Genomic DNA, 18,181 nt, shown 5'->3' on the forward strand with positions numbered 1-18,181 from the left:
CCGGCCGGGTGGATCGCTTTAGACCAATCTGTGCAGACTTTGGTGGCTGCGCAAGCCAGACCTTGCGGTTGCCGCCATGTTTGAACGCGTCGGCATACGCGGGCGCTTGTTGCTCGCTTTCTTCGGCATCAGCACCTTCGCAGTGCTCGCGACCGCCGCAGCTCTCTATGCCTTCCTTCAGGTCGGCGACGTGGTCGATCGCATCACCAAGGAACGGGTGCCGACGGCGCTCGCCTCTCTCCAATTGTCGCGCCAGGCTGAGAGGGTCGCCTCCACCGCGCCGTCCGTGCTGGCGGCGACCAGCACGGTTCAGCACAACGAGGTCTCGGCTGCGATCGGAGTCGAGATGGGGCGTCTCGAAGAGTTGCTCGCCGCACTGAAAGGCACCGCATTCAGCGCGACGGCGGTGACTGAAATCGAAGCCGCGGTGATTGGTCTACGACGAAACCTCGATGCTCTCGACGATCTTGTGGCCGTTCGCCTTACCATGGTTCAGCGCAAGGAGGCGTTGCTGCGCCGCTTGTCGGATACGACAAATGCAAGTCAGCGTCTCGTCGCGCCCGGCATCGTCGTCATGAACTCCAAGGTTCCCCAGTGGCGCGCAGCGGTGGCTGATCCCGCCGCACCACCCGACGCGCGTGCTGCGGCGACGAGCGACCTGGTCAAGGCAATTGCGGCCTACATCCCCCAGCAGAGAGCGCAACAGGAGATCTCGGCAGTCAACGACGCGCTGGTCAAAACTGCCAACGCGCCTACGCCGGGAGACCTGAAGCTGATCCTGTTTCCGCTGCGCCGGTCGCTCGCCGCACTCGAAACGCTCTCCACCGAGATCGACGAAAAGTTGCGGACCCGCTTCCAACAGCGGCTGGACGAGTTGAAGTCGCTGACCGACGGTGAGAACGGGATCCCGAAGGTACGACAGGACGAGTTTGCCGTCCTTGCACAGGGCGAAAAGCTTCTGGCTGAAAACAGTCGGCTATCGCGCGATCTTACCGCAGCCGTCGATCGCCTGGTTGCAAAGGCAAACCATGAGATCGCCGCGTCCGCCCTCGAAGCCTCGGTCGTCCAGCGCTACGGCACCGGCATTGTCCTTGGCTCCGCCCTTCTCAGTCTCCTGAGTTCGGTTCTGGTTGTCTGGCTCTATGTCGACCGCAGCCTTCTCGCTCGTCTCGGAGAGGTAAGCCAAAGCATGCTGGCAATCGCGGGCGGCAATCTGCATGCGCAGATGCCCGCCGGGGGCCGCGACGAAATCGGCCGCATGGCCGGGGCGCTCAGGCTGTTCCGGGATACTGCGGTCGAGGTGGAGGAAAACAGCCTGCGCGAGGTCGCAGTAGCGCGCCAGCGGCTTGTGGATGCCATCGAGAGCATCTCCGAAGGATTCGCTCTGTACGATGGCGAGGACAGGCTCGTGCTGAGCAATAGCCGCTACCGCGAGCTGTTGTACGCCGGCCTGGAGGAAATGACACCCGGCACGACATTCGAGCAGATTGTTCGCCGGTCCGCTGAGGGCGGCTACATCAAGGATGCTGAGGGGCGAGTCGAGGAGTGGGTTGCCGAGCGGCTTTCGCGGCATCGCAACCCTGGTGAAACGTCGGTGCAGCGGCGTCGCGACGGGCGATGGATCATGATTAGCGAGCGGCGGATCACGGCTGGTGGCACGGTGGCCGTCTACTCTGATATCACCGAGCTGAAGCAACGGGAGGAAAACCTTGCCGAGAAATCCGCAGCTCTCGAGGCGCTTTCCAGCAAGCTGGCGAAATACCTGGCGCCGCAAGTGTATAACTCCATATTCAGCGGTCGGCAGGACGTCAGGATCGCCAGCCAGCGGAAGAAGCTGACGATCTGCTTCTCCGATATCGCCGGCTTTACCGAAACCACGGACAAAATGGAATCCGAGGATCTCACTCAGCTCCTCAATCACTACCTGACGGAAATGTCGAAGATTGCTTCAGATCACGGCGCGACGATCGACAAGTATGTCGGAGACGCCATCCTGATGTTTTTCGGCGATCCGGAAACCCGCGGCGTCAAGCAAGACGCGCTCGCCTGCGTGCAGATGGCTCTCGCCATGCAAAAGCGAATGACCGAGCTTGGGGAAATCTGGCGCGATATCGGAATTGAAACACCGCTGCGCTGCCGCATCGGCATTCACACGGACTACTGCACTGTGGGCAACTTCGGCAGCGAGGACCGGATGGATTACACCATAATCGGCGGCGCCGTGAATCTCGCCTCGCGCCTTGAGCAGGAAGCGTCGCCGGGCACCGTGCTCATTTCTTATGAGACGTTTGCGCAAGTGAAGGACACGATCGAGTGTGAGGAACTCGGGCATGTCCACGTAAAGGGAATAGCCTATCCGGTCGCCACCTATCGCGTGGTCGATCTGAAGGAAAATCTGGTCCGCAGCTGTCATACTGTCCGGACCGAACTGCCGCACCTGAGATTGGAAGCCGAGCCCGAGCTTATGTCGACCGATGAGCGAAATCAGGCCGCCGCCGCACTTCGAGATACGCTCGATCGGCTTTGTCACAAGCCTGGGTCCTAGGCTCACGTAAGCGGTCATGGCTGGCGGCACTGTCGAGTTTCCCCTAGAACGGGTGCAGGCGCCTGGTCGAACTAACAACCTTAGGAGGCCAATGTGAATTCAACAGTGAGAGTAATGGCCGCGACTGAGGAAGATCTGGCGGTCGAAACAGTCGTTCTGGCGTTCGCAGCCGATCCCATGGCGCGATGGACTTGGCCGCATGCACACCAGTACCTTGCGGCCATGCCACGAATGATCCGTGCGTTCGCAAGCAGCGCATTCTCCAACGGAAGCGCCTTTAGCATCGACAGCTACGCCGGGACGGCGCTGTGGCTACCGCCCGGGGTGCATTCCGACGAGGAAAGACTTGGTGAGGTGCTCGAGAGCTCGGTTGCGCCCTCTCTTGCCCCGGAAACCACGGCCATATTCGAGCAGATGGCCACGTACCACCCGAAGGAACCACATTGGTACCTGCCCCTGATCGGCGTCGACCCGGCCCATCAAGGCAAAGGCCACGGGGACGCATTGATGGAGTACGCACTCGCAAGGTGCGATCGCGATCACGCCCCAGCCTATTTGGAATCCTCGAACCCGCGCAACATTCCGTTCTACCGGCGCTACGGCTTCGAGCCGCTTGGCGCGATCCAGGTCGGTTCGTCGCCGACGCTCGTCCCGATGTTGCGGGGGTCCCGTTAAGCTTCAGTTCGATCCGATAGTTTGCGGCATGCGGGGCCCTTTGCCGAGAGCCCCTAGAGCATGATGCCTAAAAGTGTGAGCGGTTTTCGGGCGACATCATGCTCTAACTCTTTAATTCAGAACAGGATTCAGATTTTAGGCCGACCGGGCCTAAATCATCCTGTTCTGGTCGCGTGACAGCGATGTCCTTTTTTGAAATCGGGCGATCTGCTCACCCTGGCCGGAGCTCCAGAGTCAGCTGCGGGGCTGAAGCAACGCCAGAACGATGGTCGATGCCGCCAGGACGGCTGTAAATGTCAATGGCGCTGAGGCACCAAAGTGATCGACCACATAGCCGCCGAACAGCGCACCTATGCTGATGGCGACCTGGAACGAAACGACCATCAGGCTGCCGGCAGCCTCCAGGGCGTCTGCTGCGCCCCGGGACAGGTTGGTGGGCAGTACCACCGGAGCCATCCCGAAAGCGAAACCCCAAAGTGTCACCAGGGCAAACGCGATGCCGCTCTGTGCGCCCCAGAGTACGAGAGCAAGCGCCGAAAACGCCATCAATATGCCGGTGACAGCGAGCGCCATGTGGATATTCGCGTCTGCCAGTCGGCCGCCGGCGATATTGCCGATCACGGAGGCGATGCCAAACCCGAGGAGCGCCAGGGCAATCGGGCCGGTGCCAAGGAGCGTCACTTGTTCGAGGAAGGGTCGCACATAGACCGAGCCGGCAAAATGTCCCGTCATCAGCAAGAGGATGGCGAGCATTCCGAGTTGAACAGTGCGCCGTTTCGTCAGCCGGAAGACGTCGGAAAGACTATTGCTTGTGCTTGCGGGAAGCGTCGGCAAGCTGAGTATCTGCAGCAGCATCGCAATCGCTGCGAGCCCTGCGGTCAGGGCCGTGGCGGCACGCCAGCCGAGCCAATCGCTGATCAAGGCACCCATGGATGGTGCAGCTATGGTGGCAAGAGAGACACCGAGGGTGACGATAGCCATACCCCGACCTGTCGCATTGGTGCCGACCAATCTCGCGACGACGGCAACCGAAAGCGCCCAGAAACCACTGAGCGCGACGCCGAGCCCGGCCCGGCCCAACAACAATAGCCAAAAATCCGTCGCGAGCGCGGCCAGGAGATTGGAGCCGATCGCCAAGGCACTTAGGCCAACCAGGACTGTCTTGCGGTTCAGTTTGCCGATGAGAACATTGCTCAACAAGGCCGTCACCGCGCCAACGGATGCGGTGGCGGTGACAACCTGACCGGCGGTTCCCTCGCTGACGCCAAGGTCACGCGCCATTGGCGTCAACAGGCCTGCCGGCAGAAATTCGGCTGATACGAGCGCAAAGCTTGTGGCTGCCATTGAAATAACGGCAAACCAGGTTGTTGGGCTCCATGTACTCGGAACGGTAGAATCGAGGCCGATCGCGGCGCTGTCAAGCTGTGATGTCGTGTCCGTCATTGAAGTACCTCCAGGTGTCAGAGGTCTTCATAGCGGAGTCTTTCAGGATGATATGTGTCCTAAAGTCCGAATTCTATGTCCGCTCGTCCGGAAATGGTGCGGCGCACAACACCAGGTGAGACGCTGGTGATGCGCTTGAAGGCGCGAGCGAAAGAAGCTTCGGATTCATAGCCCAGTTGAGAAGCGACCGCGGCAACCGACATGTTTTGACCGAGCAACTCTCGCGCAAGCTGCATGCGCAGACGGGCGAGATAGCGTGCCGCGCCTTCGCCCAAGATGGCGCTGAAGCGTTCCGCGAAGATCGAGCGCGATTGACCTGCCACGCCGGCAAGGGTCTCAAGCGTCCAGTCATGGCCGGGATCCCGGTGCATGGCTGCCAGCGCACGACCGATATGAGGATCACGGATCGCGGCGAGCCAGCCGCTGGTCGAGGCGCCGCTGCAATTGACCCAGCAGCGAATGAGCCGCGCGACGAGGACGTCGGCCATGCGTGACAAGACCGTGGCGCTGCCTATCTGGGGCTGCGACGCCTCTGCCGTCATGGCGGCGAGGAGGGGGCCGACGATGGGATCATTGCCGGCAACGTCACAACCCTTGATGATCGGTGGCATCAGAGCGATCAACGGGTTGAGGGCGTTCGCACCCAAAGCCATGGAACCGCAGAACAAGGTGCTCGTCGCTCCTGTTCCTTCCTGCACCACTTCGCAGACATTGCCCCCCAACTTGGTGACCTGGCAGCTCTTGAGCGAGTCCCCGACAACATCAGGCTTGCTGGCCAGTCGGTGTTCGACACCTCGTGGCAACAACACCAGATCGCCGCCTTGCAACTCCTGCCATCCCTGGGCTTCGGTATGGATCCAGCATGGCCCCTCACTGACGAAATGAAAGCGAAGCAGCTGTTGCTGCGCAAAGGCGATGCTCCATGGATGACGTAGCTCGCAGCGGCCGTAGTTGACTCCACTCAGGCGAAAATCCCGGAGAATTTCGCTGAGTGCGTCCGTCGGAATTTGCGTCGGAGGCTGGGATGAACGATCAAGCATTGGGATAATTTATATGCCGACCGTCCGGATTGCAAGTCAGGCTTAGGCGACGCTGACGCGTCGCTCAAGCCACAGATAGGCCGCAGCCGTCCAGGAAAAGCCGAGGCCGCCGCAGCCTTGGCCGGTGACCGGGTCGAAATATTCGGCGAAACCTTCCGTCTCGATCGCGGCGAGGGTGGATTTCCGCAGCTCTTCGGCGACAGCCGTGTGGCCATTGCGCTTCAGTCCGTCGATCAGCAGCCAGTTGATGATCGCCCAGGCGGGGCCGCGCCAGTAGCGCTTCGGCTCCCAGCTGGCGATGCCGGGTTTGGTCGTCGGGAAGGCGACCTTGAGATCCTGGGACCAGGCTTTCATTTCCGAGACCAAGGCGTCGGCAACCTGCTTGTCGAGGTCCAGCGAGAGGAGGGGGATGAAGCCGGCTTGCGTGGCGGCTTCGACATCTTCGCCGGAGATCAGGTCTCGAGAGACGAAGCGGGCAAGCTGCGGCCGCCACTGGGCCATTAGCGCCTTGCGCGTGCGGTCGTTGAAGGCAGCGATCTCGATCGCCTCCTCGGTCCGGTCGAAAAGGCTGGCAAGGTGTTCCAGATCTTCGCCGGCCTTGAGCAGAATGGCGGTCGTCTGGATCTCGGCGACCTTGAAGGACGCCTTCTCCCATTGTTTCGCCGGATCCCAGCCGCAAGCGGCATAGGTATCGACCAGATGAATGAAGCGGCGGTAATCCTCGTCGCGCGGACGCATGTCGGCGTTGACATGGCCGGTATCCTTGCGCACGACGGGGGTATCGGTGGTGGTGGGTACACGAGCAAGCGCGATGTCCCAGGCGGGAGAATTGTCGCTGCCGCTTTCCCAGGGATGCAGGAGCGCGACGAGCCCGGTGCCATCGGGATCGCGGGCGCAATACCACCAGCGGTGCCATTTCAGCGCCGCTTCGTAGAGCGGCAGGGTACGGGCTTCGGCCCCCTTGCCGGCGGCTTCATGCAGCTTGCGCAATGCGATCGCGAAGACCGGCGGCTGGGTTATGCCGGAGGTCGGGATCGCGTGTTTCGTGCGCCAGACATCCGGTCCCGGGAAATAGGTTTCGCTTGGCGCGTGGAAGACGATATGCGGGATCATCCCGTCCGCCCACTGGCCCTCGACCAGCCGTTCCAGCTCGCGATAGGCGCGGTCGGTATCGTAGAGCGCGAATCCCATGGCGACGAACGCCGAATCCCAGTTCCATTGAAAGGGATAAAGCCGGTCGGTCGGTACGGTATAACCGCCGCGATCGTTCTGGGCGAGGATGCGTTTCGCCTGGTCGATATGCATGTTCATTTCGGTGCTCCGGTATTCTCAGGCCAAGACGGCCGGAAAGGACTTGCCGCTTTCGGGCGAAAGCCAGGTGATGCGCTTCTGGTCGAGCTTCAGGCCGATGGTCTCGCCGCTCTTCACGGTCTCCGAAGCCGGCAGGATGACGCGGACCGGCTGGTCATGGATCGACCCAGTCAACAGCAGATGCGAGCCCATCGGCTCGGCCACGCGAACCCGCATTTCGAGACCCTGCGGCAGCGGCGCGAGTTCGACGGCCTCGCCGCGCAGGCCGAGGACGATTTGATCGCCGGATTCCTGCGGCGCCACGAGCCGTTCGTCGCCTACCGCCACCTGGCCGTTGGAAACCGGCACCTGGATGAAGTTCATCGGCGGATTGCCGATGAAGCCGCCGACGAAACGTGTTGCCGGGTGGTTGTAGATCTCGACAGGATGGCCGACCTGCTCGACCACGCCGCCATGCATGACGGCGATGCGGTCGGAAAGGCCCATCGCTTCCGTCTGGTCGTGGGTGACATAGATCGTCGTGGTGCCTGCCGATTGCAGCACGGTCTTGAGCTCGGTCCGCATCTCGAGACGGAGCAGCGCGTCGAGGTTCGAAAGCGGCTCGTCCATCAACAGAACCTTCGGTTCGACGGCAAGGGCGCGAGCGACCGCGACGCGCTGGCGCTGGCCGCCGGAAAGCTTGTTCGGGTAGCGGTCGAGATATTGTTCGATATGCAAAAGGCCGGCGGCCTTTTCGACCTGCGTCTTCACGCGTGCATCGTCGGCCTTCTGCATCCGCAGCCCAAAGGCGACGTTCTCGTAAACAGTCATATGCGGAAAGACGGCGTAGTTCTGGAAGACCATTGCAAGGCCACGATCCTTGGGAGGTAAGCCGATCACCGACTTGTCGCCGATGCGGACATCGCCCGATGTTGCGGTCTCGAGGCCGGCGATGATCCGCAGCAGCGTGGTCTTGCCGCAGCCGGACGGGCCGAGCAGCGAGACGAATTCGCCGTCGTTGATCGTCAGCGAGACCTCTTTCAGCGCCTGGAAGGCTCCGAAACTCTTGCGGATGCGGTCGATGACAATATTGGCCATGTCGATGGTCCCGTTATTTGGAGGAAATGCCCCAGATCGCGAAGAGGTAACGCCTGACCGCGAAGATGAAGACAACCGAGGGAAGGATGAGCATCAGGCCGCCGGCAAAGCGGTAGTGCATCGGGCTTTCCGAGAGCACCGTCAGCAGGTAGGCGGTCAGCGTGCGGTTGCGTACCGTCAGCACCGACGCGGCAAAGACCTCGTTCCACGAGATGACGAAGGCAAAGACCGCTGTCGCGACGATGCCGGGCAAAGCCAGGGGCGCGACCACCTTGAAGAAGGCCTGGATGCGGGTGCAGCCGAACACCCAGGCGGCTTCTTCCAACTCTCTGGGCACGCCGAGGAAAATGCCCTGCGTGACGAGCGCGGCGAACGGAAGCGCCAGGACCGTATGGATGAGACCGACGCCGACGATCGTATCGTAGAGGCCGAGCCGGATGAAGGAGACCGTCAGCGGCAATGCCAGGATTGCCAGCGGAAAGGCGCGGGTCAGCAACACCAGGAGGCGGTAGCTGTCCTTGCCGCGGAAATCGTAGCGGGCGAGCGCGTAACCGGCCGGCGCGCCGAGCAGGATGGAAAGCGCCACCGTGATGCCGGCAGCCCCCAGCGAGTTGAGAAAGGATTGGGCGACGCCTTCGGTCTTCAGGAAGAGAATGAAGGGATCCAGCGACAGACCAGTGGGCAATCCCGTCTTGGGCCAGACATAAACGCCCTGGCGGCCGCCGAGTGCGCCGAGCGCGACCAGATAGATCGGCACCAGCACCCAGGCGCAAAGTGCTGCGATGCCGCTCCACAGCAGCCAGCGCCGCGAGGAGACGAAGCTGGCGGCGTTGCGGGTGTCGGCGCTCGTGTCGACGGTATCCGCGGTCATGGCAGGCGCTCCGGATCGACCTTCAAGGCTTTCAGATAGATGAGCGTGGCGGCAAGCGAGATGATCATGATGAGGACCGCGTAGGCGGCGGCGACGCTGTAATTCTGGTTCTGGTTCTGCCAGTTATAGGCCTCGCCGACGAGAACCGGGAAGTTGCGTCCGCCGAGCGCATAGACCACCGCAAAGACCTCGAAGGCGAGCACGGTGCGCAGGATCAGCGCCGATTGCAGGGCGGGGCGGATCAGCGGCAGGGTGATGCGCCAGAAGCGCGTCCACGGGCCAGCCCCGAAGATTTCGGCGGCTTCCTTGAATTCCTTCGGCACCTGGTTGAGACCGGCGACGATGATGACCATGACGATTGCCGTGCCGCGCCAGATTTCAGCAACCGCAATCGCGATGAAGAGCGCGACCGGTGTCTGGTAGGAGAGCCAGCTTGCCTGCCTGCTGATGATGCCGAGGCCGAAGAGCAGCGAATTCAGATAGCCGGTATTCTGCAGGATCGACAACCAGACGAGACCAGCGGCGAGGTCGGAAATGCCGAGCGGGATCGTCCAGATCCACAGGATCGTCTCGCGTCCGCGGCCGACCTTGGCGACCATCGTACCCATGGCAAGCGCGATGGCGATCTGCACCGGTACGACCGCGATCGTCAGCAGGAAGGTGTTCTTCACCGAGCGGGTGAAATTGATGTCCGTTACCATGCGCTCGGCATTTGCGAGCGATGGCGCGCCATTATCCGAAACCGCCAGCCAGATTGTCTGTACCAGCGGCACGACGAAGAGCAGCGCCAGGAAGGCGACGGATGGCAGGATCAGCAGATAAGGGATCCAGGGTCGGCTGTTGGTCATCGGCTCCGGCCTTGACGAGCAGAGAGGTGAAAGGGCGTCCGGGCAGTTTGTCCGGACGCTTGCTACGTGGATTTATTGAACCGGGCAGGGGCCATCGCTCTTGGCATCGGGCGCCCAGCAGGCAGCCTTCGTGTCGGCCATCAGCTTGGCCATCGTGGCGCCCTGGGCCTTCAGCACGTCTGCAACGGGCTCGTTCTGCAGCACGATGCGCTGAAAACTGTCCATGTAGACCTTGTTGAACTCGCCGCCCTTGTCACCGAGACCGACCGGGAGCAGCGAGATGACCGCGTCCTTGGAAGCCTGGGTGGCGGTGACCGCACCGGCGAGCAGGGCGACGCCGGCATCGAGATCCGGCGGCAGCTTGACGTTCAGGGTCGGGAAGAAGCCGACCTTGGAGGCGGTCAGGAGCTGCGTGTCCGGCATGGACAGGTGTTCGATGATTTTTTCTGCACCGGCCTTGTCGGGCGCGCCTTTCGGAATGGCGAGACCGGCAACCACCGGCATGTAGCCGCGACCCTTGGGACCGGCGGGGGCCGGGAAGACGACATAATCATCCGGTGCGGCGGAAATGGCATTCTTCAGGCGGGCGATATGATCCCAGGCGACCATGACTTCGCCGGCGGCCAGCGGCTCCTGCATGAAGTCGTAGCTGGTGGAGTTCGGTGTCACATAGGCCCACAGGGCCTTCAGCTTCTCCCAGCCGGCAGCCGCGTCGGCACTCTGGAAGGTGCGCACGACACCTCCCGTGAAAGACGGATAGAAATAGCCCTGGAAGTAACGCGCCATCAGCCCCTTCGGGCCGGCCGGAAAGCCGATCTGCGGTTGGCCTGTCGCCTCCTGCATGTTCTTGCCCCACGCGATCAACTGATCGTAGTTCAGCGCGTTCACGTCGGCGCCGGCAGGCAGGTATTGCAGCGCGTCCTTCTTGGCGGCCATCACATAGGTCGCTTGCATCCACGGGATATATTGCTGGGTCGACTTGCCGAGCTTGCCGAGGTCGAGCAGCGACTGCGGCATACCACTCGCCGCCAGCTTCTTGGCGAGTTCGTCGAGCGGTTCGAGCGTGTCCTTGTCGGCGAGCGGCGAAAGCTCGCCATGCAGCGCACCGACGAGGCTGACCGTGTGCTTGCCGGCCTGGCGTTCGGCCTCCATGCGGACGGCAAACTGCGGCGGCTCCTCGACCACGTAATCGACCGGGCCGACGTCCTTCAGGAGTTCCTCGCGCACGACGGTCGCCTCCTCGATCGGACGAAGCTGGGTGGACACGAAAACCGTCTGGGCAAGCACCGGCGAGGCGAAGGCCAGCACGGTGGAAGCCAGAATTCCAAACGACATGATATGTTTCATCTTCTCCTCCTTCATTGTTCTTTGTTTGAGATGCACTGCTGTCTATGCCGCCCTGAGCGGACGGCGATGGCTGTCGCGATCGACGAATTCGATCGCGTGAAGCTCCTGGAGTTCTTCGGCGGGTTCGCCACCAATGGCGCGCAGCAGCAGCGAGGCGAAGCTCGCGCCGAGGTGTTCGCCAGTCATGCGCATGGTCGAGAGCGGCGGGCTGGTGAAGGCGCCCATCGGCAGATCATCGTGGCCGACAATGCTGATCTGGTTGCCGCCATCGACCTCGCGCAGTGCGCGGAGTGCCCCGATCGCCATTTCGTCGGTGGCGCAGACGAGTGCGGTCGGACGCGACGGTTGGCGCAGAAGTTCGAGTGCTGCGAGATAACCGCCCTGTTCCAGCGGCGCGCCCTCGGCGCAGAGATCGGTCGCAAGGCCGCATTCCTCCATCGCCGCCCGCCAGCCGCGGCAGCGGTCATGTGCGAAGTAATATTCCTGCGGGCCGGCTATATGGCCGATGCGGCGGTGGCCGGCGGCATGGAAGCGCAACGTCGCGGCCCGGAAGCCGGCAAAGCCGTCGCCATCGATATAGGGATGGGGCATCAGGCTTTCTGTGCGGCCGTTGGTGACGAAGGGGATGCCGCGCGACTGCAGGAATTCGACGCGCTCGTCCTTCCGCTTGGTGCGAACGAGAAGCATGGCATCGACGCGGCGGCCATCGACGAATCGGCGGCAGATGTCGAGTTCGCTCTCGCCGCGCGGTACCGGCGCAATCACCAGATTGAGGCCGGCAGTAGCAAGATGTTCGGCGCAGCCCGACAACATATCGAGGAAATGCGGAGGGCCGATATGACCAGGATCGCTCGGCAGCGTGACGGCAACCAGTTCGGCGCGCTGCTTGCGGAGGCGGCGGGCCGAAGCATTCGGCCGGTAGCCGACCTTGTCGGCAGCCTCGCGAACTCGCTCGCGCGTGACGGCCGACACATCGGCATAACCGTCGAGAGCTCGCGACACCGTGGTGATCGAAAGCCCCAACGATTGCGCGAGTTGTTTAAGATTGGCCAAGCTCTTCCTCCCGAAGCGAGGAAACGATTGTCCAAAACGTTTTGGGAGTCAAGCCAAAACGTTTTGGAATTGCTCTATGACCAGCGACTGCTGCCTCGCGCCGTGGCACATTTACGCGGCGCTCTTGCGTTGCCGGCAAGGGGTGGAGCTGTGATGATCGCGCCGGATATGTCAGCCATGATCGGAGGTCACGAGCCGCCTGAACTGAGGACGTTCATCAGATAGACGTCCATGCCGGTATGCCATTGCTCGTCGGTAATTTCGATAATCTGGGCGCGCAGACCATGGCCGCCGCTGTTGACCAGCACGTCGACGCGGCCTCACTTATCCACCGTCGAATCACGAGGCGCTTGAGGTCGTCGTTCGACCCCGTCTACGGGCTTAGCTGCGTGTCGCGATAGCCACCGCTGCACCTCCCATGCAAAAAGCAGCGCTCCGGTTCATCATAGACATCGCCTTTGGCGATGTAAGTGCCATTCGCGCCCGGGCGCCCGCGAGTGCGAAGGGATACTGGGCGACCGCGAGGATCAGGGCTGTCGTGACAAGCAGCAGGACGATATCCGTGCTCGATAGTGCATTCACATCCACGACTGTCGGCAGAATGGAAACGTAGAACAATACAGATTTCGGATTGCCAAGCGTCACGAGAATGCCAGAGCCGAACACGCCGCCCGCGGTGGAGGATTGTTGCTGCGGCTGCAGCGAGTTGGGAGCGGTCCAGAATTGATAGGCGAGCCAGCAGAGATAGGCAACGCCGGCCCATTTGATGACGATCAGCAGAGTGGTGAAGGTCGCTGCGATATAGGCGAGCCCTGCCAATGCGGACGACAGATAGAGCACGTCGCCGACCACCATGCCGGCAGTCATCCATGCAGCCTTGCGGTATCCTGAGTGAAGTGCCTGCGCGACGATGGCAACGATTTGCGGGCCCGGTATGATGGCGGCGAGCGCCAGCGCGCCAGAATAGGCCAGAAAGCCGGAAAGCGTCATCTAATGCTCCAATTTTGTTCGCTCAATATTCACATTCCCAGGCGACAGCCAATGCCTATCGGGACCTGTCGCAGCCTTCAAGCCAGCAGCAGGCAGCGGACATCCCCACGGGCGGATGCCGACTGCTCATAGCCGGCGATCATGGAGCTCTCGCCCTGGACGCATTTTATTTTCAGCCAGCGCCCGCGCGGCCACTGCGGTAGGGGCGGTCGCGATGCTTGGCGATGATGCCGTAGCCCGAATTTTCCAATGCGCTACGTGAGGTAGACACGGATCTCATTGACCAACTGGGCTAAATACGCGGGAGATGTTGAAAAAATTTACCCGCGTTTAAATCTAGTCGCTAGCGCTGGATTGGCCGCGGCAGGGCGCGAGGCGCAAGCGGAAATTATATCCCCCGCATCGTCACGGGAGCCCTATGGTTCGACGATCGTCTCCGCGGCGGGGGAGCCGGTGTCGGAGGTAAACGAGCTTTGGCGATCATAGCTCATGCTTTGCGAGCCCGCGACGTGATCTCGCAAGGGCAACGCTGGGCTGACAGCCGAGCAGCTGTTCGGCAGAGGACTTACCTCACGCTGCGAGGACATGCTCGGTCGCCGCACGGACGCTGGTGGCTGCTGGACGACCGTTAGAACTGTGATACCCGCCTCATTGGCCGCACGCAAAAGGGCCTCCCGGAAGCGCTCCGGGGCAATTTCCCCGGTAATTGCGTCGACGCAGGCTTTTACGGCGGCGACATATTCCTCGCCATCGTCGGAAGGCCAGTCTTTGAGCAGGAGATGCGCTGCCTCGCCCAACGTCCTAACGATCTTGCGCGTTGCCGGGCCGCGCAAAGCAAGCGCGACGGGCGTGAATGCCGATGACGTATTCCAGCACATGTCTCCAACCCCTCAAGACACCGATACTGCTACCCCGTCTGCAATATAGGCGCGTATTCTGAAATTTGGAATTGAAAAAAATACAAGCCGCACCGCCTGAACGCGAGCCGCGATCGCAGCAGAAGTCAGGCAGGATTAACGCGTCCACCCGCAACGACAAATTTGCCGCCAACTTCCTCAAAACGGCTTAACCCGCCTCAATGCGGCTGTGGCTTGATAGCGTGCTGCGACCGCATCCTTGCACGAGAAGAAGAGGGCAGCAGCCCGCCGAGATGACGCCGATCGGAAATTCGGACCCATATTGGTCGGCCCCCGACTGCCGGACTCAAGCGTCTCTGACGAAAGCCGCGCCTATCGGCTTAACGTCCGCCGCTTCCAAAGCATAGCGCGCGTAACGGAAGTCACGGATCGCAAGCAGCGAATCCCCGGCCCAGCTGAGAACAATGAAATAAGCAGGGGTGCGCAGGACAGCGCACTGCTCAAACACCAAGGCGGCGGGGCGACCCTCAACCAGGCCGGGGGCGAGCCGCCACCGGTCTTCACGCGCATAATTTCCGAAATAAGAGGAAACCTTGTCTCGACCGCGCATGACGACCTCACCGACGAGTTCAGCTTTCACGTCCTCGGCGAGCCTCTCTTTCAGCGCCTCGAAGTCTCGGGCGTTGAACCGATCAACATAAAAGGCGAGGCTATTCTTCTCAGCGACGGAAAGAACTGGCAGCGGCTCATCGTCCGGTTCCGCCGCCATGTCACGCAGCCTGACCCGGCCACGGTGGAGAAGTGCCTTGACGGTGGGCAAGGTCATCCCCGTGATCGAGCAGAGTTCGCTCAAGGAGTAGCCGAGCACATCCATCAGGATGATGCTGCTGCGCTCGCGCACCGGCAGCCGCATGAAACTGCGCAGGCTGGCGGCGGCGATCTGACGCGCCTCGGTCTGGGACAGCGGTTCAGCGACCATCTCGGCCTTCTCCTCTTCGACGAGGTCCGCCCGCCTGGCACGGCGCCTCAGAAAGTCGAGCGCGGTGTTGTGAACGATACGAAAGAGCCAACCCTGCGGATTGGCAATCGGTGCTGCTGCTGGCAGCGCTTCCATCGCCTTTGCCAGGGCGTCTTGCAGAACGTCCTCTCCATCGATGACCGAACCGGTCATGCGTGCGCAATAGCGATGGAGCTTTGGCCGCAACCCGCCCAGCCGCGGACCGAATGTTTTCGCAAAGAGTTCACTGCTCATGGCGTCGCCGATCATGAGTAATCATTGGCACAACATGCCGAAATTGCCGATGATCTGCGCCGCGCTTCGGACGGGCCCTTCCAGGCATCGCTCGCCAATGCCGTTCTGAAAAGCCGAAAACGCCTCCAGATCGGTGACCGAGTTACTGCCGCCTTGCTCAATCACCAGATGGACGAAGACGCCGCCGTCAAGTCGCAGGGCAGCGTATTTCACGCCCGGCAGCGCCTTTTCGTTCAATTCGCGAAACACACCCTCGATCAGCCGCTGATTTTCGTCGGCAGTTTCGGGCTTGGTCCTGTATCGGATCATCGTGCAGTTCATTCACGTACCCCCGTTGACGGTGTCTCTCTGAAGACGTGCGCCGCAGCTCGAAGGATTCACGAGCTGAAAGAAATATTCCGCGAATCCTTTCCGGCGGTCGGGTCGTCTCTTCGTTGTGACCGGCGTCGAACCACCATTGGAGTTCGTCGCGGAGAATACCAACCAGGAGACGAGACATATGCCCACCTTTATCATCGAGGGGCCGCAGGGCCTGCGAACAGAAGCCAAGGCGACGATGATGGCCGAGATAACGATCGCGCTGGATGAAGCCTATCATATTCCGGATGTCCGCATTTTCTTGCGCGAGCACGCTCCCGCCAACGTGGCGCAAGACGGCCGCGTCGAGGCCGAGCCGGTTCGGCCCGTCTGCTTCGTCGAGGCGCCGAAATTGCCCAGCCTCGACGCCCGGCGCGTGCTGATCGACAAGCTGAATGGCGCGATAGCAAAGGCGTTTACCGGCATTGCCAACACCGACGACATCCTGATCCTGGTCAACGAGTATCCGTTGGAGCTTGCTGGCACAGGCGGGCGCCTCCAGTCGGAGAACCCCGATATCGTCGCAGCGCTCGCAGCCGCCGAATAGGAAATACTGTGTGTGGAAGAAATCCAAGAATGACCATGCGCGGCGCGTAACCGCGAAGTCAGGGTGCGACGAGGTGGCGTCGGCGACGGCCGAGCTCGGCAAGGAAGGGCCTCGCGGTCGGCGGATGGTCCGGGACGCCGTGCAGGACGAGCGTCGGTCGACCATCGGGGTCACCACCCTGCAGCGCGTGGAAGGTGCCGTGCGGCAGCTCGAAGGTGCCGTGTTCGAACTCCCTGTGTGTCAGGCTTCTACAACCTTCATGATAGCTCGCGGCAAGGAAGCCGGTGCTGGTTTATCAGAAGGCCCGCCGGCGGCAGCGGCGGAATAGTCAGAGCCAACGGCGAACCTCGGCCTTGTAGCGGCGGTAGTCGTCGCCGAACTTCGCTTCGAGATAGCGCTCCTCGCGGGCGATCACCTGCGTCTGGATCGCGATCAGCACCAACGGGAGCAAGGCGAAGGCGATCGGCCCGTCGAAGCCGATCGCAAGGCCGGCATAGATAAGCGCCATGCCGAGATACATCGGATTGCGGGTCCACCGATAAGGACCGGTCGTTGCGATGAGGGTCGTTGGCTGCGACGGCGGAATGTTGGTGCCCAGCCGCCGGAACAGCCCCGCCGCCGCAAGCATTATCGCCGCGCCGGCAACGAACAGTACCGTGCCCGTCGTGATCAGCAACCGCCAGTCGATGCCGAAAGAGCGCAGGGTGACGAACCGCTCCGCCGCCAGCCCCAACAGCAACGCTCCCAGATAGACGAAGGGCGGAGGGAAGCGCACACCCGCGCTGTCCGGTTCGACGGCCATGCTCATCTCCAATCTCTGCTCTCAAACCAGCATCGACTGCTGGGCGAAGATACCCGCCGTCGCGCCCTGCGATATTGCCGTGGTGACCGAAGCCATGGCTGGGTTTGCAAGATCGCCGGCAGCATAGATGCCGGGCATGCTGGTTTCGCGGCGCTCGTCGACCTTGAGGGCGATGCCGAAGGGCGTATCGACCGTGGCGAGGCCCAGTGGTTCATGCAGGCTTGCGGACGGCTTGTTGCGCGGATGCGCGAACAGGATATCGACCGCGCCATTGCGGCCGCCCTCAAGCTTAACGGTGGTGATTTGGCCCCGGTGATGGGCGATTTCGACGATCCGGCCATCAACGACAGGTATGTTGCGGCGCGCCAGATCGGCCCGGATATCGGGTGCAATGTCGTGACCATCGGCGAAGACCGTCAACGTTTCGGTCCAGTCGTGGTACAGCCTGACATAATTGTGCGACGGCGGGCCGGACCAGACGAGGCCCCAATGCTGGTCGGCGACTTCAAAGCCATCGCAATAGGGGCAGGGCACGATGGATGTGCCCCAGCTTTCGGCAAAGCCCGGAACATCAGGCATCTGGTCGGCGACGCCGTAGCTCAGGATCAGGCGGCGCGCCCCAAGGCTTTCGCCATCGCCAGTCAGGACGGTGAAATCGTCGATGGCGCCGGAAATGCTGTCGGCCCGGGCATTGACCAGCCTGATCGTGGGATAACGCGCCAATTGCTGCCGCGCGTCTGCCAGAATGTCCAGCGGTGGCTTGTGATCGTGGCCGAGCAGGCCATGAGAGTGGCCGGCGAAGCGATTGCGCGGCAGGCCGGTATCGACAACGGTGACCTTGCGTCGGGCACGGCCGAGCTGCAGGGCGGCGGCGAGGCCGGCAAAGCTGCCGCCGATGATGATGACGTCATCCATGGTGATAGGCTCCGTGTTGCGGATGGAGGGGTTTGGGCTGGCGCGCATTATCGTCCAGCGATGCGCGCTCGAGACGGGCAGCGAGCAGGGCTCCGGCATCGCCGAGACAGTCGCCCATCACTGTGTTGACCGGCCGGACGATGCCGCAGTCGATATCGCCGGGCGGCCCGGATTTGGAGGACATTGTTAAACCCTACCCGATGGCTTGCAGATTTCGGACACTGCATGGTATCGTAATTCAAGAATTATGA

The 18,181-nt window shown here is 61.9% G+C and carries 18 protein-coding genes and 3 pseudogenes; 4 read left to right on the forward strand and 17 right to left on the reverse strand.

The genetic code is table 11. From position 1 onward, the window contains the following. Positions 1-76 precede the first annotated feature (76 nt). On the forward strand, positions 77-2,545 hold the full coding sequence (locus A7X77_RS04195; RefSeq protein WP_064681766.1) for an adenylate/guanylate cyclase domain-containing protein: 2,469 nt from the start codon (positions 77-79) through the stop codon (positions 2,543-2,545). A 114-nt stretch (positions 2,546-2,659) separates the two neighbouring features. Then, positions 2,660-3,220 carry a GNAT family N-acetyltransferase gene (locus tag A7X77_RS04200; RefSeq protein WP_064681767.1) on the forward strand — a complete coding sequence of 187 codons (561 nt, stop codon included), beginning with the start codon at positions 2,660-2,662 and terminating at the stop codon, positions 3,218-3,220. 234 nt (positions 3,221-3,454) lie between these two features. Here A7X77_RS04200 and A7X77_RS04205 read toward each other — a convergent pair whose 3' ends face one another. The 14 genes and pseudogenes from A7X77_RS04205 to A7X77_RS04260 all read right to left on the reverse strand — a co-directional run bounded on the left by A7X77_RS04205 (position 3,455) and on the right by A7X77_RS04260 (position 15,630). Further along, on the reverse strand, positions 3,455-4,663 hold the full coding sequence (locus A7X77_RS04205; protein ID WP_064681768.1) for an MFS transporter: 1,209 nt from the start codon (positions 4,661-4,663) through the stop codon (positions 3,455-3,457). 59 nt (positions 4,664-4,722) lie between these two features. Further along, a complete protein-coding gene (locus A7X77_RS04210) occupies positions 4,723-5,703 on the reverse strand; it encodes an AraC family transcriptional regulator (protein ID WP_064681769.1) in 981 nt (326 codons plus the stop codon). Positions 5,704-5,745: 42 nt separating this feature from the next. Continuing rightward, positions 5,746-7,014, reverse strand: a complete 1,269-nt coding sequence (locus tag A7X77_RS04215; RefSeq protein WP_064681770.1) for an MGH1-like glycoside hydrolase domain-containing protein — start codon at positions 7,012-7,014, stop codon at positions 5,746-5,748. 18 nt (positions 7,015-7,032) lie between these two features. Beyond that, on the reverse strand, positions 7,033-8,091 hold the full coding sequence (locus A7X77_RS04220; RefSeq protein WP_064681771.1) for an ABC transporter ATP-binding protein: 1,059 nt from the start codon (positions 8,089-8,091) through the stop codon (positions 7,033-7,035). A gap of 13 nt (positions 8,092-8,104) precedes the next feature. After that, positions 8,105-8,962, reverse strand: a complete 858-nt coding sequence (locus tag A7X77_RS04225; RefSeq protein WP_064681772.1) for a carbohydrate ABC transporter permease — start codon at positions 8,960-8,962, stop codon at positions 8,105-8,107. Then, positions 8,959-9,810 (reverse strand): carbohydrate ABC transporter permease, encoded by an 852-nt coding sequence (locus tag A7X77_RS04230; RefSeq protein ID WP_039618440.1) that lies wholly within the window; start codon positions 9,808-9,810, stop codon positions 8,959-8,961. Before A7X77_RS04230 ends, A7X77_RS04225 begins: the two co-directional genes overlap by 4 nt. Positions 9,811-9,882: 72 nt before the next feature. Continuing rightward, positions 9,883-11,157 (reverse strand): ABC transporter substrate-binding protein, encoded by a 1,275-nt coding sequence (locus tag A7X77_RS04235; RefSeq protein ID WP_064681773.1) that lies wholly within the window; start codon positions 11,155-11,157, stop codon positions 9,883-9,885. Between the two features lie 42 nt (positions 11,158-11,199). Further along, entirely contained in the window at positions 11,200-12,210 is a 1,011-nt protein-coding gene (locus tag A7X77_RS04240; RefSeq protein WP_039618444.1) for a LacI family DNA-binding transcriptional regulator, read from the reverse strand. Between the two features lie 206 nt (positions 12,211-12,416). Next, positions 12,417-12,577 (reverse strand): annotated as a pseudogene (locus A7X77_RS31935) (SDR family oxidoreductase); the annotation flags it as partial. A 14-nt stretch (positions 12,578-12,591) separates the two neighbouring features. Further along, complete coding sequence (locus A7X77_RS04245; protein ID WP_064681774.1) at positions 12,592-13,200, reverse strand: LysE family translocator; 609 nt, start codon at positions 13,198-13,200, stop codon at positions 12,592-12,594. Positions 13,201-13,280: 80 nt separating this feature from the next. Next, positions 13,281-13,432 (reverse strand): annotated as a pseudogene (locus A7X77_RS33780) (non-homologous end-joining DNA ligase); the annotation flags it as partial. Positions 13,433-13,769: 337 nt separating this feature from the next. Beyond that, a pseudogene (locus tag A7X77_RS33785) lies at positions 13,770-14,078 on the reverse strand (DUF982 domain-containing protein); the annotation flags it as partial. A 325-nt stretch (positions 14,079-14,403) separates the two neighbouring features. Continuing rightward, positions 14,404-15,324: an RNA polymerase sigma factor gene (locus tag A7X77_RS04255; protein WP_348626273.1), complete on the reverse strand. Its 921-nt coding sequence runs from the start codon at positions 15,322-15,324 to the stop codon at positions 14,404-14,406. Between the two features lie 6 nt (positions 15,325-15,330). Then, positions 15,331-15,630: a hypothetical protein gene (locus A7X77_RS04260; protein ID WP_082928764.1), complete on the reverse strand. Its 300-nt coding sequence runs from the start codon at positions 15,628-15,630 to the stop codon at positions 15,331-15,333. 178 nt (positions 15,631-15,808) lie between these two features. Between A7X77_RS04260 and A7X77_RS04265 the strand changes: the two genes are divergently transcribed. Together A7X77_RS04265 and A7X77_RS32950 are read left to right on the forward strand one after the other, a co-directional pair. After that, the gene (locus A7X77_RS04265) at positions 15,809-16,213 is read left to right on the forward strand and encodes a tautomerase family protein (RefSeq protein ID WP_064681776.1); all 405 of its coding nucleotides are present in this window, start codon (positions 15,809-15,811) and stop codon (positions 16,211-16,213) included. Positions 16,214-16,223: 10 nt separating this feature from the next. Then, positions 16,224-16,541 (forward strand): hypothetical protein, encoded by a 318-nt coding sequence (locus A7X77_RS32950; RefSeq protein ID WP_064681777.1) that lies wholly within the window; start codon positions 16,224-16,226, stop codon positions 16,539-16,541. On the opposite strand, the gene A7X77_RS04275 is transcribed toward A7X77_RS32950, so the two are convergent. The 3 genes from A7X77_RS04275 to A7X77_RS32955 are packed head-to-tail and all read right to left on the reverse strand — an operon-like array spanning position 16,542 to position 18,114. Next, positions 16,542-17,015, reverse strand: coding sequence for a methyltransferase family protein (locus A7X77_RS04275; protein WP_064681778.1), 474 nt, complete (start codon positions 17,013-17,015; stop codon positions 16,542-16,544). 21 nt (positions 17,016-17,036) lie between these two features. Further along, positions 17,037-17,930, reverse strand: coding sequence for an NAD(P)/FAD-dependent oxidoreductase (locus A7X77_RS04280; RefSeq protein WP_064681779.1), 894 nt, complete (start codon positions 17,928-17,930; stop codon positions 17,037-17,039). Then, positions 17,923-18,114 (reverse strand): hypothetical protein, encoded by a 192-nt coding sequence (locus A7X77_RS32955; RefSeq protein WP_064681780.1) that lies wholly within the window; start codon positions 18,112-18,114, stop codon positions 17,923-17,925. Before A7X77_RS32955 ends, A7X77_RS04280 begins: the two co-directional genes overlap by 8 nt. Positions 18,115-18,181: the final 67 nt, after the last annotated feature.

It is taken from the genome of Rhizobium bangladeshense (genome assembly GCF_001662075.1).
Classification (GTDB): Bacteria; Pseudomonadota; Alphaproteobacteria; order Rhizobiales; family Rhizobiaceae; genus Rhizobium; species Rhizobium bangladeshense_B.

Bases quoted from the DNA above. Each gene is read 5' to 3' on its own strand.
- A7X77_RS04280 (WP_064681779.1), bottom strand. From the start codon at position 17,930: ATGGATGACGTCATCATCATCGGCGGCAGCTTTGCCGGCCTCGCCGCC.
- A7X77_RS04230 (WP_039618440.1), bottom strand. From the start codon at position 9,810: ATGACCAACAGCCGACCCTGGATCCCTTATCTGCTGATCCTGCCATCC.
- A7X77_RS04255 (WP_348626273.1), bottom strand. From the start codon at position 15,324: ATGATCGGCGACGCCATGAGCAGTGAACTCTTTGCGAAAACATTCGGT.
- A7X77_RS32955 (WP_064681780.1), bottom strand. From the start codon at position 18,114: ATGTCCTCCAAATCCGGGCCGCCCGGCGATATCGACTGCGGCATCGTC.
- A7X77_RS04215 (WP_064681770.1), bottom strand. From the start codon at position 7,014: ATGAACATGCATATCGACCAGGCGAAACGCATCCTCGCCCAGAACGAT.
- A7X77_RS04205 (WP_064681768.1), bottom strand. From the start codon at position 4,663: ATGACGGACACGACATCACAGCTTGACAGCGCCGCGATCGGCCTCGAT.
- A7X77_RS04275 (WP_064681778.1), bottom strand. From the start codon at position 17,015: ATGGCCGTCGAACCGGACAGCGCGGGTGTGCGCTTCCCTCCGCCCTTC.
- A7X77_RS04220 (WP_064681771.1), bottom strand. From the start codon at position 8,091: ATGGCCAATATTGTCATCGACCGCATCCGCAAGAGTTTCGGAGCCTTC.
- A7X77_RS04210 (WP_064681769.1), bottom strand. From the start codon at position 5,703: ATGCTTGATCGTTCATCCCAGCCTCCGACGCAAATTCCGACGGACGCA.
- A7X77_RS04245 (WP_064681774.1), bottom strand. From the start codon at position 13,200: ATGACGCTTTCCGGCTTTCTGGCCTATTCTGGCGCGCTGGCGCTCGCC.
- A7X77_RS04235 (WP_064681773.1), bottom strand. From the start codon at position 11,157: ATGAAACATATCATGTCGTTTGGAATTCTGGCTTCCACCGTGCTGGCC.
- A7X77_RS04265 (WP_064681776.1), top strand. From the start codon at position 15,809: ATGCCCACCTTTATCATCGAGGGGCCGCAGGGCCTGCGAACAGAAGCC.
- A7X77_RS04195 (WP_064681766.1), top strand. From the start codon at position 77: ATGTTTGAACGCGTCGGCATACGCGGGCGCTTGTTGCTCGCTTTCTTC.
- A7X77_RS04225 (WP_064681772.1), bottom strand. From the start codon at position 8,962: ATGACCGCGGATACCGTCGACACGAGCGCCGACACCCGCAACGCCGCC.
- A7X77_RS04200 (WP_064681767.1), top strand. From the start codon at position 2,660: ATGGCCGCGACTGAGGAAGATCTGGCGGTCGAAACAGTCGTTCTGGCG.
- A7X77_RS04260 (WP_082928764.1), bottom strand. From the start codon at position 15,630: ATGAACTGCACGATGATCCGATACAGGACCAAGCCCGAAACTGCCGAC.